The following is a 15,065-nucleotide window of genomic DNA, read 5'->3' as shown; positions in this document are numbered from 1 at the left end:
TTATCTCTTTTTAACCAGTGGTTCATAAGAATCATTTTATAGGAAAAAACGTCCTTTGAAAATGAAAAAGTCGTACTTTTTTTGGTTTTCGTAAGAACTTTCAACTAAATATACCTAAATCTATCGGAAAAAGACGAAAAAAAGAGCCTTTTGGCTCGTTTCGGAGCCCAAGGCTTGATTCGAAATCGATACTAACATCTCGTGTTAGATATAAGTTAACTGTTTGGGGTAGGACGTTAAGACTTCCACGCCGTTTGATGTCACCAGCACATCGTCTTCGATACGCACTCCGCCGACTCCCGGCACATAGACGCCCGGTTCAACGGTAAATACGTGGCCTTCCGCCAGGAGAAACTCGTTCTCCCCATGAACGGAAGGGAACTCGTGCACGTCGATTCCCAGCCCATGACCCAGGCGATGGACAAAATAAGGGCCGTAGCCAGCCGCTTCGATCACCTCGCGGGCGGCGCGGTCGATGGAAGCGAACGTAACGCCCGGCCGAATGGCGGCAATCGCCGCTTCGTTGGCGGCAAGCACGGTATCGTAGATCCGAACCAATTCCTCGGAGAGTTCGCCAACTCCGAAGGTACGGGTGATATCGGACGCGTAGCCGTCCGCATAAACGCCGATGTCGAACATGAGGAGGTCTCCGCGACGGATTCGCCGGTCGCCGGGAACTCCGTGCGGCAGAGCCGTTTTCTCACCGGACAACACCATGGAATCGAAGGAAGGGCCGTCCGCGCCAAGCTTACGAATCTGGTATTCGACTTCCGCTACAAGCTCGCTTTCGCTTACGTCTTCCTTGACTTTTTTCAGCGATTCGCTGAGCACCTGCTCGATTAAACCTACGGCATGCTTAATTTTGCCGACCTCTTCCGCGCTTTTGCGCACCCGCATATCCCGTAGCCAAGGTCCTGCATCCATATATCTAGAAAATGCGAGCTTCTCCTGCATTCGCTCGAAATTGGCCACGGAGACCTGCTCCTTCTCAAGGCCAAGTGTGCCAATCGTGCCGGCCAGGCGCTGTTTCAGCAGGGTATAAGGATCGTCCGTATCGCCGTGGGTGAGGATCTCGGCAAGGTCCGTGGCTTTGCGGGCCGTTTCCTCATCCAGCGCAGGAACGACCAGGAAAGGTTCGCTTCCGGCTTGGAGGACGGCGCCGAGAAAGCGTTCATGCGGATTGCTCAGGAAGCCGGTAAGGTAATACACATGCTTCGGATCGGTGATCAGCAGTGTGCTGACCCCGGATTCGCGCATTTTGCGTTCTAATTCGCTCCATTTTTCATTCATTTTGAAAAAACTTCCTTTCGTTCGATCTCTTGTTCCATTATAGGGCAAAGCGCGCGAGAACGATAGTTATCGGCAGGGTGGGCTGTGAGAAGCGATAGGTTGAATCAAAAGGTTTACTTTTTAAATATTTTCAATAAAATAGGAAGAGGTTATGTATTCAAATTTGAATAAGAAACAAAGGGGAGAAGATGTTGGCTACTGAAAAGAAAGATCCTACCCGGCTGATCCTGGTCGGTTTGATGCTGGCGATCCTGATGTCGGCGATGGACAATACGATTGTGACGACCGCGATGGGAACGATTGTTGCCGACCTTGGCGGGCTGGAGCAGTTTGTTTGGGTGACTTCGGCTTACATGGTCACCGTTATGGCGGGGACGCCGATCTTTGGCAAGCTGTCGGATATGTACGGGCGGAAACGCTTTTTCCTGTTTGGCATTGTGATGTTTCTGTTGGGCTCCGTCTTGTGCGGACTTGCCGGCAGCATCGTGCAGCTTAGCATCTTCCGGGCGATTCAAGGGATCGGCGGGGGCGCGTTGATGCCGATTGCGTTTACGATTATTTATGATATCTTCCCGGTGGAGAAACGCGGGAAAATGACCGGGCTGATGGGCGCCGTCTTTGGCACGTCGAGCATTTTTGGTCCGCTGCTGGGTGCGTTCATCACCGACTCGCTTAGCTGGCATTGGGTATTTTACATTAACGTACCCATCGGCATCGTGTCGTTGGTGTTGATTATCGCCTACTATAAAGAGTCGCTGTCCCACGCGAAGCAGCAGATCGACTGGGGCGGGGCGTTTACCTTGGTTGGCGCCGTAGTGTGTCTGATGTTTGCGCTGGAGCTGGGCGGTGAGAAATACGCATGGAATTCCGGTGTGATTCTAGGCTTGTTTGCCGGATTTGCCGTGTTATTTGCCGCGTTCCTGCTGCTCGAGACGAAAGCGCAAGAGCCGATCATTTCGTTTGACATGTTCAAAAACCGGCTTTACGCGACAAGCTGTTTGCTGGCTTTATTTTACGGGAGCGTCTTTATCGTTGCTACGGTGTACATTCCGATCTTCGTGCAAGGCGTATACGGCGGCTCGGCGACCAACTCCGGCATTATTCTGATGCCGATGATGATCGGTTCGGTCATCGGCAGCATGCTGGGCGGGATGCTCGCTTCCCGCATCCCTTACCGCACGGTTATGGCTTTGTCGGTGGTTTGCTTCGTCGGCGGGATTTTTGCGCTCAGCACGCTGACAAACGACACCTCCCGTTTGCTGCTTACGGCTTACAGCATCCTGACCGGGTTTGGCGTGGGCTTCTCCTTCTCGGTGCTCAGCATGGCGTCCGTGCATCACTTCGACATGCGGCAGCGCGGAGCGGCGACGTCAACCAACTCGTTCCTGCGTTCGCTTGGGATGACGCTGGGGATTACGATTTTTGGCATCGTGCAGCGCAACCTGATGTCGGGAGCGATGACCGATGCGTTCGCTGGTATGGGACAAGGCGGGGCGAATTTCGGCGATACTCGGGAGGCGCTGAGTCCGGAGAAAAGAGCCCTGATTCCGCCAGAGATTTTGGATAAAATCACGGAGGCCATGTCCTCTTCGATCGCCCATACCTTTCTGTGGGCTCTTGTTCCTGCCGTCTGCGCGGTGTTGGTTGTGATCGCGATGCCGAAGGACCGGATCGAGCGCGTGGCGGCCAAGCCTTCGAATCAGCAGGGTTAGCGGACGATGAAGGCTTTGGCGATTCGGCTCTGCATCCTGGGGCTGTTGCTGGAGGAGGATCAGCATCCCTACGAGATGCTGATTCGCATCCGGGACCGCTTCCTCGACCAGCATGGCAATTTCAAAATCGGCTCGTTATATTACGCGGTCGACCAGTTGGCGAAGGCCGCATACATCGAGGCTGTGGAAACGATCCAAACCGAGGGACGCCCGGATAAGACGGTATACCGGATTACGGACAAGGGCCGGGAGTATTTTCAGAAGCTGCTGATCGACCGGTTTCAGGAGGAAGCCTCCGGTTATCATCCGCTGCATGTGGCTCTGGTGTTCGCAAGGCATGGCGACCGCGACAAAGTGGCCGCTATGCTGCAGGACCGCATCCGGGAAGCGGAGCATCAGGTAAATTTGAGTTACCAGGTCTACGAGGAGCATCGGGGGATCGTGCCGCGGAGCGTGTTGCATCTGATGGCCGGCCGTTACGAGCATGCGCGAACCGAGCTCTCCTGGCTGCGCCGGTTATACGAAGATGCCGTGGCCGGCCGACTGGGCGACCGTGATCCGGCCGATTTGCTCAACGAATAAGAAACTCCCCGGGCACCGTTGCTTACGCTAACGGAGCCCGGGGAGTTTTTGGTTTGTGGTTTATGAACCGGCCTCGAGGAGTGGGAGTGGGTAGGGATCTGTTGCTGCCTGCTGCTTATGCCTGCTAAGGCTGGCTTAGACCATGATCATGATCATGGTCATGGTCATGGTCAACATCGGGGTCAGTCCGGCCGCAGCTCTTTGACCAGGCTTGGCGGCGTCCGACCTTCCAGCGCGGCGACCAGATTTTCGGCGGCTCGCATGGCCATTTGCCGGCGTGTTTGATCCGTAGCCGAACCGATATGCGGTAAGGTGACGACGTTGGACAGCTTCAGCAGCGGATGGTCTGGATCGATCGGCTCCTTCTCGAAGACGTCGAGTCCGGCGCCGTAAATTTGCCGGTTTTGCAAAGCGGCGGTCATCGCCTGCTCGTCGACGGTTGCCCCTCTGGAGGCATTGATGAACACAGCCGTCGGCTTCATTAAGGCAAATTCACGCGCACCAATCAGCCCCCGCGTTTCCGGTGTGAGCGGCGTGATCAGCACGATAAAATCCGCTTCCTGGAGCAATTCGTCCAAGGAGCGATAAACAGCGCCCAGCTTGACTTCGGCATCAGGCTTGCGGCTTCGGTTGTGGTACAGCACATCCATCCCGAAGCCAAATTGCCCCCGGTGGGCAACGGCTTCGCCGATTTCGCCCATCCCGATGATCCCAAGCTTCTTGTGGTGAACGTCTAGGCCAAACAGATTTTGCCCGTCGCCGCGTTTCCATTGCCCGGCCTTCACGTATTTGTCCAGCTCCGATACGCGGCGGGCCACGTCCAGCATCAGCGCGAAGATCAGGTCGGCGACCGTGTCGTTCAGGACGGACGAAGTGTTAGTGCCCAGCACACCGCGGGCCTTCATTGCTTCCAGATCAAAGTTGTTGTAGCCGACGCTGATATTGCTGACCACTTTCAACTTAGGCGCGTGATCCAGCAACTCCTGATTGATGCTGCGGTCCGCGGTCAACAGGCCTTCGACATCGCTCAGGCTGGCCAGCAGCTGAGCTCGGCTAATCGGACCGTCGCCGTCCCATTTGCTGATTTCGCAATGCTCGGCCAGGTAGTTTTCCACTTCCGGGGGAATCGGCCGGGAAATAAACACTTTTGGTTTCATGAGGTTCTCCTCTCTCGAATGGCAAGGTCCCAATCTGTCCGCTCCAAGCGCAGGAGCTTAGCGGTTGTCGATTTTCTCCGGATACATGTCGTGATTGAGCAGGCGATGTTCGGCCATCGCTTCGTATTTGGTGCCGGGGCGGCCGTAATTGGTGTAAGGGTCGATGGAAATGCCGCCGCGCGGCGTAAATTTGCCCCAAACCTCAATATACTTCGGATCCATCAGCTTGATCAGGTCGTTCATGATGATGTTTACGCAGTCCTCGTGGAAGTCGCCGTGATTGCGGAAGCTGAACAGGTACAGTTTTAGCGACTTGCTTTCCACCATTTTGATGTCAGGGATGTAGCTGATGTAGATGGTGGCAAAGTCCGGCTGTCCCGTGATCGGGCAAAGGCTGGTGAATTCCGGGCAGTTGAACTTAACAAAATAATCGCGGTACGGATGCTTATTATCGAAGCTCTCCAGCACCTCGGGCGCGTAATCAAAAGGATATTTCACGCCTTGGTTGCCCAGCAGCGTGACATCCTGCATTTCTTCGGGTTTTCTTCCGGCCATGGGAGGCCCTCCTTTTAGTATATTCAAATTTTGTTATTGGCGATGCGTGAAAGGACGTGAAGGTGACAACGTATCATGTGACTGGTGTGACTGGTGCGACTGGTAACTGGTGTAACTAGTGTGACTGGTGCGAATGGTGCGACTAGGGTGACTAGTGTGTGACTGGTGCGAATGGTGCGACTAGGGTGACTAGTGTGACTAATGTGACTGGTGAGACTGGTGCGACTGGTGCGACTGGTGCGACTCAGGTGTGCCTGGTGTGTCTAATGTGGCTAATGTGGCTAATGTGCCTGGTGAAACGGGTGTAACGGTAGCAGTGGGTGTTGGGCGGGCTTAGCAGAATCTTGAGCTTAGCGCAATCTAACGGACCGTACAGCCCTTATTTGCCGATTTCCCGGCTATTTCCTGATGTAACGGACTCCAGTGACCTTATTTGGCCCAACTCGCCGCCGACTCGCCGCATTTCCCCGAAATAAGGTCTCCTGAGTCCGTTAGAATCGGAAAGCCCTCACGGAGCGTCAAATAACGTCTCTGGAGTCCGTTAGCCGGCGGAAGGGGGCTAGGCTTAATAAGCCAAGTGTCTAACGGACCGTACAGCCCTTATTTGCCGATTTCCCGGCTATTTCCTGATGTAACGGACTCCAGTGACCTTATTTGGCCCAACTCGCCGCCGACTCGCCGTATTTCCCCGAAATAAGGTCTCCTGAGTCCGTTAGAACCGGAAAGCCCTCACGGAACAACGAATAACGCCTCTGGAGTCCGTTAGCCGGAGGAAGGGGGACTAGGCTTAATAAGCCAAGTGTCTAACGGACCGTACAGCCCTTATTTGCCGATTTCCCGGCTATTTCCTGATGTAACGGACTCCAGTGACCTTATTTGGCCCAACTCGCCGCCGACTCGCCGCATTTCCCCGAAATAAGGTCTCCTGAGTCCGTTAGAATCGGAAAGCCCTCACGGAGCGTCAAATAACGTCTCTGGAGTCCGTTAGCCGGAGGAAGGGGGACTAGGCTTAATAAGCCAAGTGTCTAACGGACCGTACAGCCCTTATTTGCCGATTTCCCGGCCATTTCCCGATGTAACGGACTCCAGCGACCTTATTTAGCCCAACTTGCTGCCGACTCGCCGCATTTCCTCGAAATAAGGTCTCCTGAGTCCGTTAGAATCGGAAAACCCTCGCGGAGCGTCAAATAACGCCTCTGGAGTCCGTTAGCCGGAGGAAGGGGGCTAGCTTAACTGGAGTCCGTTAGCCGGAGGAAGGGGACTTTGCTTAGTAAGCAAAGTGTCCTAACGGACCGTACGGACCTTATTTGCCGATTTCCCGGCCATTTCCCGATGTAACGGACTCCAGCGACCTTATTTAGCCCAACTTGCCGCCGACTCGCCGCATTTCCCCGAAATAAGGTCTCCTGAGTCCGTTAGAATCGGAAAGCCCTCGCGGAACATCGAATAACGTCTCTGGAGTCCGTTAGCCGGAGGAAGGGGCTAGCTTAACTGGAGTCCGTTAAGAACTTCCGCTTACACGCCGCGTTTGTTGCCCCAGACGAGGGCGTGCAGCTGCGGCAACACCCGGACGTTGTTCAGGTCCGGCGTGGCGACCACTTGATCGATCAGCGCCTCGTAGCGGCGCAGCAGATCGGACGCGTGCTCCGCGATATCCATCCGCTTGACGTCCGGGTTGCCGACCTGCACGTACATCGGCACGTCGGGGTAGCGGGCGTGCACCCGCTTGGCGTAGGCCAGGTCGTCGTCGTCGAACACGACGACCTTCAGGCTGACGGCGAGTGGGTGGGGCCGGGCCGCCAACCTGGCGACGATGCCATCCAGCACGTCCCAGTTGGTGTCCATGCCCGAGCTGGGTGGCTTCGGCGACAAGGTCACCTGGTCGACCTCAGCCAGCCAGTCCTGCCAGCGCGAGCCTTGGGTTTCCACCGCGACGGCGATCCCTTCGGCATGGAGCAGCTCGACCAGGGCGGCCAGCTGCGGCAGAAGGGCCGGGTTGCCGCCGGACAAGGTGACGTGGGCGAAGCGGTTGCCGCCGATGTCGCGCAGCTCGTCGAAGACTTCCGCCGGGGTCAGGCGGCGGATCATCTCCTTTGCGCTGCCGTCCCAGGTGAAGGCGGAATCGCACCAGGAGCAGCGATAGTCGCAGCCGGCGGTGCGGACGAACATCGTCTTCTGCCCGATCACCATACCTTCACCTTGAACGGTAGGGCCGAAGATCTCCATGACGGGGATCAACAGCTCACGCTGTTCTTGTGTGGTCGCTTCCTTACTCATCCCGCATCCACTCCCGTCTGGCTTCAGCGTAGCTGGTTGGCGTCTCGTAGAGACGGACGAACTCCGTCCGAGCCTCCAGCACCGGATTCCGATAAGCTTCGGATTGTAGCGCCTCTTCCATTTTCTCGAACAGCCACACTACCATATTCTCGGCGGTTGTGTTCATCGGTGGCAGCGTTTCATTAATATAACGATGATCCAGGTACACCTCGATTTCGTTCTTCCAAATCTCTTTGATCGTGCCAAAATCGAGGGTCATGCCGATCTCATCCGGCCGGCCGCTGATGCCAAACACCACTTTGTACGTATGGCCGTGCAGGTTTTTGCATTTGCCGTCATAGGCATGCAGATGGTGGGCGGCATCGAAGGTAAACTCCTTGCTCACCAGCACCCGGCGGCGATGGTAGCGCAGCTGGTCATGCCCGATGTCCTGGCCCAGCTTCTGCAGCGCTTCGACGATGCGAAATTCTCCCGGGGTCCGGTTCATCGTGAATTCGCCTCCTGGCGTTCCAGCAAGTATTTGTCCAGTCCGGCTTTTCTCAGCTTGCAGGCCGGGCATTCGCCGCAGCCGTCGCCGATGATGCCGTTGTAGCAAGTGAGCGTCCGCTCGCGGACAAACTCGAAGGCCCCCAACTCATCGGCCAGCTTCCAGGTCTCGGCCTTGTCGATCCACATGAGCGGGGTATGGATCACAAACTCGTAATCCATGGCCAAATTCAACGTGACGTTCAGCGATTTGACGAACACGTCGCGACAATCGGGATATCCGCTGAAATCGGTCTCGCAGACGCCGGTGACGATATGCTTGGCGCCAACGCCTTTGGCAAGCACGGCGGCAAAGCTCAGAAAAAGATGGTTGCGTCCGTCCACAAACGTGCTCGGCAGCTCGCCTTCCTGGTGCTCGATGGCGATATCGCCGCGCGTCAAAGCGTTGGCCGTTAATTGCCCAAGCAGGCTCATATCCAGCACGGTGTGCTTGATGCCAAGCTCTGCGGTGATGGATTTGGCACAATCGATTTCCAGCTTGTGGCGTTGACCGTAATCAAACGTGACGGCTTCGACCTCGCCAAACTGCTGAATCGCCCAGAACAGGCAGGTGGTGCTGTCTTGGCCGCCGCTGAACACGACGACCGCTTTTTCGTTTTTAAGCATAAAAAAACCCTCCGTCTTCTTGGATTGCGAAGCGAGAAACGTTGTTCCTCGGTTCAGGTTTAGAAGAAAGAGAGTTCTTGAACTGGTCACAAAAAAACAAGCCCATTCGACAGGCCGGGCATCCTTGGCGCGGGCAACCCAATGCAAGAAGCAAACGAGCGTGCAAGCGCGAAAGAACCCGCCTAAACCAGGCCGGGCGTTTATAGTTTTTTATAGAGGGAGTTCTCGAACCTCTCCCATGCGTTCCGCCATAGGGGACGGGGCATGGACTTCTTCTTTAATTAAAGTGCCTCGAAAGGGAACTAGGCCCTAGGCACAAACCCCATTATAGCATATTTCGCGCACAGGGGAAGAGAGGAAGGGGAGGGGGAAAGTAATTATTTTTAACGAAATAATGGGAAAATCGGTTCACAAACGAGCGAAACTCACCGATAATGGAAGAGATTAACTAATGGAGGGGATATCATGCGAAAAATCAAATGGCTGGCCATTCCACTGGCGCTGCTGCTGGTCGCGCTTACGGGATGCCAGGCGGTTGGTGGGTTTGACGTGGCCAAAGCGCTGGCCAACAGCGCAAAGACGACAAGCAGCGAATCGAAACAGACGGTGACCGTCGAGGTTGTTCCGGCTGAATCGGCCAAGCTGACAGCGGAAGACCAAAAAGCAATTGAACTGATTAATTCTTTCTCTCTCAATATCGACAGCGCGAAAGTGCAAGACACCAAACATCTTTCCATGAAAGGCTCCGTCGGTTTGAAAGGAGAGAAGATTCCGTTCCTTTTCTCGATGGACGACAAAGGCATGGGGCTCCAGGTTGAAGGGGCGAAGCAGCCGTTGTACATACCCATGTCCATGGGGGGCGTGGCGCTGCCGGACACGAGCGCTTTGGAAGCCGGGGCACAGGAGCTTACCTCCAAACTGGCGAAATTCGTACTGAAGCATTTCCCGAATCCTTCGGTGTTGACGGTGAAGCAAACCTCCTCTCAGGTGAACGGGGAAACGCTGAGCTTAACGAATCTGCATGCGGAAGTGCGTGGTGACGAGCTGTTTGGGCTGATTAAGCCGTTTCTCGCCAGCGCAGTAAAGGATGAGCAGGGGCTTAAGGACCTGATCGGGGGGTATTACGATCTGCTGATGCCGTTGCTGAACACGACGGGAGACCTCTCGGAGGAGAATGCCGAAATCACGCCGGAGCAGGCGGAGGAAACGAAGAAACAAGCCGTGGAGGAACTGTACACAGAGCTTCAGCAAGGCGCTGAAGAGCTGCTGGCCTCTTACGACGAAGCGGTAGCCGGATTGTTCGAGGAGACGCCGGAGCTGGCGACGGTATTCGGCAAGGATACGGTGTTAAAGCTGGACCTTTATTTTGACGGCAAGCTGAACATCCGCAAGCAGACGATGGAATTGAACATTGCGCTCCCGGCTTCCGAGGATCTTCCGATCTCTGCGATTAAAGTGCGCAGCGACAGTGAAATGTGGAATATCGGCGGAACCGTCACTGCGGATCAAGTGGATACAAGTGCAGGTTTTATCGACGTGACGGAAGCGGAGTTGACTCCAGGACAGATTTTGCGTAATTTCCAAGGTTCCGCTCCATTGTATAAATTGCTCAAAGAAGACCTGAATTTGTCCCATAGACAGTTTATGCTCGATACCCAAAGCGACTACTATGGCGTGATCACGAAGAACGGCACCTCCTTTGTGCAGTTGCGTTACTTGGCTGAGCAGTTTGATGCCGAAGTGAAATGGACGCCGGGATCTGGCCAGATCGTTGTCATTGATGACCTGACCGGTAAGGAAACCGTCCTCAAAGTCGGCTCGAAGCAAGCGACCGTGGATGGCAAGGCGGTGACACTGAGCCAGCCAGCCTTTGTGCATAAGGACGGTTTGACTTACGTACCGCTCCGATTCTTGGCAGAGGCGCTTGGCGCATCTGTGGACTTTGATGCTGAGGGCTGGATTACCATCACAAGAGAGTAAGCAGTACGATCTTAAAACGTGAAATACGGGATCTTCCCAAGTCATCCGGGTGATGGCTTGGGGAGATCCTTTATTTTTAGGGGCGAACATTGATTATTTATCCCGGTCTCTGTATAATGATAATCATTATCAATAGAAATTGGGGGAACTAAACAGATGAAGGTTTTCAAACACCGCTTTCTTAGCTTGGCGACGGTTTTGCTGTTGACGGTCGTCCTTGCGGCCTGCGGCCAAAACGGCGGTAATACAGCGAACGACGCGGCGGCGAATAACGGCACAGCGGGCAACGCGCAATCCGGCAACGAAGCGAATGATACGGCTGAAGGACAAGCTTCAACGAAGATCTATAAGGACTTCACCGGACAAGAGGTGGAAATTCCAACGGATCCGCAGCGGGTCGTATCGGTTACGCACTTGGGTGACCTGCTGGCTCTAGGTGTGAAGCCGATTGGTGCGGGCTCGCTCGCGCTGGAAAACTCGGTGCTGCTGAGCAAGGAGCTGGAAGGCGTAGAAAATGTCGGCGATATCTCCGTCGAGAAGGTGCTGGAGCTGCAACCGGACCTGATCATCGTGCCTACGTATACGCCGGCCGACATCGTGGAGCAATTAAAGAAAATCGCTCCGGTTGTCACGCTGGCCACTGCCGGATGGGAAGGAATCGATCCGCTGGAGGAAGTGAAAACGGTCGGCGAAATGCTGGGCCGCGAACAGCAAGCGGAAGAGTTCATTACCCGCTATAAGCAAAAAGCCGAAGACGCGAAAGCGAAACTCAGCGAGGTGATCGGACCGGACGAAACCGTCGGCACCTATTCGATTTGGGCGAAAAACTTCTGGGTATGGCCGAAAACCCGGGATGCCGGCTACAACCTGTATGAAATGTTCGGCTTGAAGCCGCAGGAGAAGATCGAGAAAGAGGTATTCCCGACGACAGGCGCGGATATTTCCTTGGAGGTCGTACCGGAGTATGCTGCGGACCACATGTTCCTGACAGTGTATGAGCCGGACGGCGGGAAGGAACGCGCAGAGGAAGTTATGAATGGACCGGTGTGGAAAAGTATCCCCGCGGTTCAAAACAACCACGTCTATTTGCTTGATAATAAAGAGTTCTGGATGGTGGACGGATTGAATCTGGAGAAACAGATCGATATTCTCGTGGATCTCGTCGTTAGCCAAAATCAAAAATAACCAAACAACCCAAAAAGGCCGTTCCCTGCGTCGTTTGCCGACGCGGAGAACGGCCTTTTCGTGTCTGGCGATCGCCGGCAAACAAGCAAGCCGGCTTACACGACCTGCCGGTTGATGGCGGCCGAGAATTGCTCGACCTCGTCCCAGCGGATCGACGGGAGCGAGCGCCCTTCCTTGCGGGCCGAGCGAGAGACCATCCGGGCGACGAACCGATCGAACAGGCTCATCGATTTGAGATCAAGTTCTCCGCCGAATCCGGCTTTGGCTGTGGCATGCTCCAGCAGCTCCGCCGGGTAGGCGGCCTTCAGAAATTCATCGGATTTCTCGAAGGTGCCGCAGCAAATAAATAAACCCAGCTTCTTCCGCATCAACTCGGCGGAATGTTCGCGGCAAAATTGCCGGCAGGCCTGCTGAAACTGGCCAAAGTAGATCGATCCCCCAACGATGATACTGTCGTATTCCGCCAGATCGGGGACGGCTTCCTGCCGCAGATTAAGGATTTCCACCGGGTCGTTGATCTTGGTTGCCAAGGTTTTGACGCACTTTTCCGTTGTGCCGTATTTTCCTGCATAAACGATTAAGGTGCTCATAACGTACCCTCCCTATTTTCGACCGATTTCGAGTTCATTTGTATTGTAACTGGAAATGATTAGGCGATGATGCGACATCGATCATAGGAAGTTGACCTACTTATTGGAGTAATGCCCATTCTTCAGCGATCCTGCGCTCGGGAAGGCCATAGCCAATCAACACGAGATACAGCGGCCCGTCGTAATCTACCGCCTCCCAGTTGAACCGTTTACCGGAATATTGCATGAGGTAAGCTGATTTCTCCGGTGGGGAGAAACGGACATACCCTTTGGCCCGAAGCAGGCTGGGGTTCCATTTCTTAATGAATCGCTCCAGCCTGGAAGCGGGGAGGTGCAAAGGTTCACGGATCGGCAAACTGAGGGTGTTGATGCGGCTGAATGAGGTGTAAGTCTGCTCGGCGGATGTCGGATCCGCCGGGGGATGATGCCGATGCGGCTGGACGACCTGGAACGGAGAACGGGTTGACCGATGAGAGGAACCTGTGGAGACGGCGGCTAACGGGGTACTGCGCGGTATCGGTTGAATCGTCGTAAAAAGGGCCGTAACCGGAATGTTGGCGTTGACGGCGTAATGAATCCGCCCCTCGGCATTGTATTTGCGGACCATTTCGGTGACTTTTCTCGTGTGGGGCGGCGGAACGAGATCGGTTTTGTTGATGATCAGGTCGTCGGCAGCGGACAGCTGACAACGCAACGTGCGGACGAGCTGTTTGTCCGAGGCGAAGATGCTGTTGTATTCGAGCGCATGCTCGGCATCGATCAGGGTGAACACGCGATGCAGATACATCTTGGACAGGAGACCGGGCTCGGCCAACTGTTCGACGATTTCCTCCGGATTCGCTACCCCGGTGAGCTCCAGCAGCAGCAGGTCGGGATCCTGATGGAGCAGGCTGGTCAAGGCGGCCTGAATTTCGTCTTTTTTCGTGCAGCAGATACATCCGTCCAGCAGTTTTTCCAGTGGAAAGCGGCCTAAGGAGGAGCGGGCGATTCGCTCGCCGTCGATATCCCGTTTGCCCAGCTCGTTCATCAGCACGCCCGGCTTTAACCCCCGTACGGCCACTTCCTCCAGCAGCTTGATCAGCAGGGTCGTTTTGCCGCTGCCTAGAAAACCGGTGAGAACGATCACCGGGATTTTCATCGCCATATTCATCGGACAAGTGTCTCCTTTCCGCTTTCGAAATCGATCATTGACAAAGAAGATGCTAGTTTCTAAGATATGTTTATTCGTAAAATTTACGTTTAATACCTGGGATAGGATGGATGAATATGCTTAAAATGAAACGGGGCGACGTCCTGCTGATCGTTGTTCTGGTCTTGTTGGGTTCGGCGTGGCTCTTCCTGCGCCAGGGGATGGAGAGCCGGGAGACGGTGGATCCGGCAACGCTTCGCGCCGAGATCCAGGTGGACGGTGAATCCTACCGCAGCGTCCCCTTGGGCAGCGGGGAGGAGACCATCGACATCCACACGAAATACGGGAACAATACCTTAAAGGTTTTTGACGGGGGGATCCAAATGGTCTACGCCGACTGCCCGAAAAAAATCTCCATGCAAATGGGATTCATCTCCCGGCCCGGCGAAACGATTATCTGCGTTCCGAACCGCGTGTACGTGGAGGTCGTCCGCAGCGGCGCCTCAGACCCGGATGATAACGGTGTAGACGCCTATATCCGCTAGTCTTCCGGCCCCGACAGATTATCCCACGCTTTCACCGAATCTTCGCTAGGGTAGACATAGGGCGTTTTCGGTCTGGGAATTTCCCGGATGCGCTCTGCTTTGACGGTAAGAATTGCCTTGCCCTCCCGGGTTTGCGGCTCGATGGTACCTTCCACTTCAAGCCAGCTATCTTGGGTCAGCCCGACAAGCGGCTGATCGGCGGTGACCACAAGCCCAAACGGGGCGGAATCCGCGGTACAGCAGAGGACGAGGAATCGTCCAAGGATCAGCTCGTTCTCCTTACCTTGGCTCCCCGGCTCCTGATAGACAAATCCGCTCAGCTTGACCCTTTTCCCGCGGAATTGATCCGCAAATAGCTCCATGGCCCCAATCGTTTCCGAGAAGATTTCCGGCTTGACCTCAACCACGTCCTGTGGATAGAGCCGTTTGGCTAACTCGGCAAATTCGTTATTATAAGGATCCGGTGCCCGAAAAAGTTCCTCCAGCCGTTCGGAGGCGAGCAGGGGGGAGCTTAGGCTCATCCCTTTTTTGGCTGCGGCCGAGCTGCCGAGCGCCTGATCGGGAAGTAGGGTGCCGAGCAATAGCGGGAGCAAAAATAAGCCGTACACAGTCCCGTTCTTCCACCTGGACACGGAGAGCGGGCGCTCGCAATCGCAAAGGGCGGCGGATTGTTGAAATAGCGCCTGGTAGGCCAGACAAACTGCCATGACGGCGAGCGGAAACGGACAGAATCGAAGCAACGGCTCCATGCGGGGGCCGATGTAGTAATGCATGGCGCCCGACCGGGTCAGGTGGGCGATAAAAAGGGCGAAACCAAGCAAGATCAGCGATCTTGCCAAATAATGCCGACGAATGACTCGGGGATGGTTCATGCGGTTTTCGCAGCCTCCTTTCAAGCAGGATCGAATTCT

General features: G+C 55.1%; 14 protein-coding genes and 1 riboswitch. Of the genes, 5 read left to right on the top strand and 9 right to left on the bottom strand.

Annotation, left to right across the window (positions count from 1 at the left end):
- Positions 1–204: 204 nt before the first annotated feature.
- Positions 205–1,290, bottom strand: coding sequence for a M24 family metallopeptidase (locus BN3277_RS22260; RefSeq protein ID WP_059046493.1), 1,086 nt, complete (start codon positions 1,288–1,290; stop codon positions 205–207).
- A gap of 188 nt (positions 1,291–1,478) precedes the next feature.
- Between BN3277_RS22260 and BN3277_RS22255 the strand changes: the two genes are divergently transcribed.
- Positions 1,479–3,002 carry an MDR family MFS transporter gene (locus BN3277_RS22255; RefSeq protein WP_059046491.1) on the top strand — a complete coding sequence of 508 codons (1,524 nt, stop codon included), beginning with the start codon at positions 1,479–1,481 and terminating at the stop codon, positions 3,000–3,002.
- Between the two features lie 6 nt (positions 3,003–3,008).
- Positions 3,009–3,584: a PadR family transcriptional regulator gene (locus BN3277_RS22250; RefSeq protein ID WP_082691559.1), complete on the top strand. Its 576-nt coding sequence runs from the start codon at positions 3,009–3,011 to the stop codon at positions 3,582–3,584.
- A gap of 182 nt (positions 3,585–3,766) precedes the next feature.
- Here BN3277_RS22250 and BN3277_RS22245 read toward each other — a convergent pair whose 3' ends face one another.
- From BN3277_RS22245 to queC, 5 genes are all read right to left on the bottom strand, one after another.
- Entirely contained in the window at positions 3,767–4,741 is a 975-nt protein-coding gene (locus tag BN3277_RS22245; protein ID WP_059046489.1) for a 2-hydroxyacid dehydrogenase, read from the bottom strand.
- Between the two features lie 57 nt (positions 4,742–4,798).
- Positions 4,799–5,296 carry a preQ(1) synthase gene (gene queF, locus BN3277_RS22240; protein WP_059046487.1) on the bottom strand — a complete coding sequence of 166 codons (498 nt, stop codon included), beginning with the start codon at positions 5,294–5,296 and terminating at the stop codon, positions 4,799–4,801.
- 1,515 nt (positions 5,297–6,811) lie between these two features.
- Positions 6,812–7,573, bottom strand: coding sequence for a 7-carboxy-7-deazaguanine synthase QueE (gene queE, locus BN3277_RS22235; RefSeq protein WP_059046485.1), 762 nt, complete (start codon positions 7,571–7,573; stop codon positions 6,812–6,814).
- Positions 7,566–8,060 carry a 6-carboxytetrahydropterin synthase QueD gene (queD, locus tag BN3277_RS22230; protein ID WP_059046483.1) on the bottom strand — a complete coding sequence of 165 codons (495 nt, stop codon included), beginning with the start codon at positions 8,058–8,060 and terminating at the stop codon, positions 7,566–7,568. The genes queE and queD overlap by 8 nt, the downstream gene beginning before the upstream one ends.
- Complete coding sequence (queC, locus tag BN3277_RS22225; protein WP_059046482.1) at positions 8,057–8,725, bottom strand: 7-cyano-7-deazaguanine synthase QueC; 669 nt, start codon at positions 8,723–8,725, stop codon at positions 8,057–8,059. Before queC ends, queD begins: the two co-directional genes overlap by 4 nt.
- A 196-nt stretch (positions 8,726–8,921) precedes the next feature.
- Positions 8,922–8,965, bottom strand: a riboswitch (PreQ1 riboswitch).
- 225 nt (positions 8,966–9,190) lie between these two features.
- Here queC and BN3277_RS22220 point away from each other — a divergent pair.
- Together BN3277_RS22220 and BN3277_RS22215 are read left to right on the top strand one after the other, a co-directional pair.
- The gene (locus BN3277_RS22220) at positions 9,191–10,705 is read left to right on the top strand and encodes a copper amine oxidase N-terminal domain-containing protein (RefSeq protein ID WP_059046480.1); all 1,515 of its coding nucleotides are present in this window, start codon (positions 9,191–9,193) and stop codon (positions 10,703–10,705) included.
- Positions 10,706–10,861: 156 nt separating this feature from the next.
- Entirely contained in the window at positions 10,862–11,890 is a 1,029-nt protein-coding gene (locus BN3277_RS22215) for an ABC transporter substrate-binding protein (RefSeq protein WP_059046479.1), read from the top strand.
- Between the two features lie 95 nt (positions 11,891–11,985).
- Here the strand turns inward: BN3277_RS22215 and BN3277_RS22210 are convergent, their stop codons facing one another.
- The gene (locus BN3277_RS22210) at positions 11,986–12,480 is read right to left on the bottom strand and encodes a flavodoxin domain-containing protein (RefSeq protein ID WP_059046477.1); all 495 of its coding nucleotides are present in this window, start codon (positions 12,478–12,480) and stop codon (positions 11,986–11,988) included.
- Between the two features lie 100 nt (positions 12,481–12,580).
- On the bottom strand, positions 12,581–13,630 hold the full coding sequence (locus BN3277_RS22205) for a CobW family GTP-binding protein (RefSeq protein ID WP_082691558.1): 1,050 nt from the start codon (positions 13,628–13,630) through the stop codon (positions 12,581–12,583).
- A 116-nt stretch (positions 13,631–13,746) separates the two neighbouring features.
- On the opposite strand from BN3277_RS22205, the gene BN3277_RS22200 reads away from it, so the two are divergent.
- Positions 13,747–14,154: a NusG domain II-containing protein gene (locus BN3277_RS22200; RefSeq protein WP_059046476.1), complete on the top strand. Its 408-nt coding sequence runs from the start codon at positions 13,747–13,749 to the stop codon at positions 14,152–14,154.
- On the opposite strand, the gene BN3277_RS22195 is transcribed toward BN3277_RS22200, so the two are convergent.
- Positions 14,151–15,026 carry a TIGR03943 family putative permease subunit gene (locus BN3277_RS22195; RefSeq protein ID WP_059046474.1) on the bottom strand — a complete coding sequence of 292 codons (876 nt, stop codon included), beginning with the start codon at positions 15,024–15,026 and terminating at the stop codon, positions 14,151–14,153. The genes BN3277_RS22200 and BN3277_RS22195 overlap by 4 nt on opposite strands.
- Positions 15,027–15,065 lie beyond the last annotated feature (39 nt).

The sequence above is a fragment of the Paenibacillus rubinfantis genome, assembly GCF_001486505.1.
GTDB lineage: Bacteria > Bacillota > Bacilli > Paenibacillales > Paenibacillaceae > Fontibacillus > Fontibacillus rubinfantis.
This window is presented reverse-complemented; position numbering and strand designations above follow the sequence as displayed.

What these genes read in the sequence shown, in the direction of transcription:
- BN3277_RS22260 (WP_059046493.1), bottom strand. Translation starts at nt 1,290, where the DNA reads ATGAATGAAAAATGGAGCGAATTAGAACGCAAAATGCGCGAATCCGGG.
- BN3277_RS22200 (WP_059046476.1), top strand. Translation starts at nt 13,747, where the DNA reads ATGCTTAAAATGAAACGGGGCGACGTCCTGCTGATCGTTGTTCTGGTC.
- BN3277_RS22250 (WP_082691559.1), top strand. Translation starts at nt 3,009, where the DNA reads ATGAAGGCTTTGGCGATTCGGCTCTGCATCCTGGGGCTGTTGCTGGAG.
- queD (WP_059046483.1), bottom strand. Translation starts at nt 8,060, where the DNA reads ATGAACCGGACCCCGGGAGAATTTCGCATCGTCGAAGCGCTGCAGAAG.
- BN3277_RS22220 (WP_059046480.1), top strand. Translation starts at nt 9,191, where the DNA reads ATGCGAAAAATCAAATGGCTGGCCATTCCACTGGCGCTGCTGCTGGTC.
- BN3277_RS22205 (WP_082691558.1), bottom strand. Translation starts at nt 13,630, where the DNA reads ATGAATATGGCGATGAAAATCCCGGTGATCGTTCTCACCGGTTTTCTA.
- BN3277_RS22255 (WP_059046491.1), top strand. Translation starts at nt 1,479, where the DNA reads ATGTTGGCTACTGAAAAGAAAGATCCTACCCGGCTGATCCTGGTCGGT.
- BN3277_RS22245 (WP_059046489.1), bottom strand. Translation starts at nt 4,741, where the DNA reads ATGAAACCAAAAGTGTTTATTTCCCGGCCGATTCCCCCGGAAGTGGAA.
- queE (WP_059046485.1), bottom strand. Translation starts at nt 7,573, where the DNA reads ATGAGTAAGGAAGCGACCACACAAGAACAGCGTGAGCTGTTGATCCCC.
- BN3277_RS22195 (WP_059046474.1), bottom strand. Translation starts at nt 15,026, where the DNA reads ATGAACCATCCCCGAGTCATTCGTCGGCATTATTTGGCAAGATCGCTG.
- BN3277_RS22215 (WP_059046479.1), top strand. Translation starts at nt 10,862, where the DNA reads ATGAAGGTTTTCAAACACCGCTTTCTTAGCTTGGCGACGGTTTTGCTG.
- queC (WP_059046482.1), bottom strand. Translation starts at nt 8,725, where the DNA reads ATGCTTAAAAACGAAAAAGCGGTCGTCGTGTTCAGCGGCGGCCAAGAC.
- queF (WP_059046487.1), bottom strand. Translation starts at nt 5,296, where the DNA reads ATGGCCGGAAGAAAACCCGAAGAAATGCAGGATGTCACGCTGCTGGGC.
- BN3277_RS22210 (WP_059046477.1), bottom strand. Translation starts at nt 12,480, where the DNA reads ATGAGCACCTTAATCGTTTATGCAGGAAAATACGGCACAACGGAAAAG.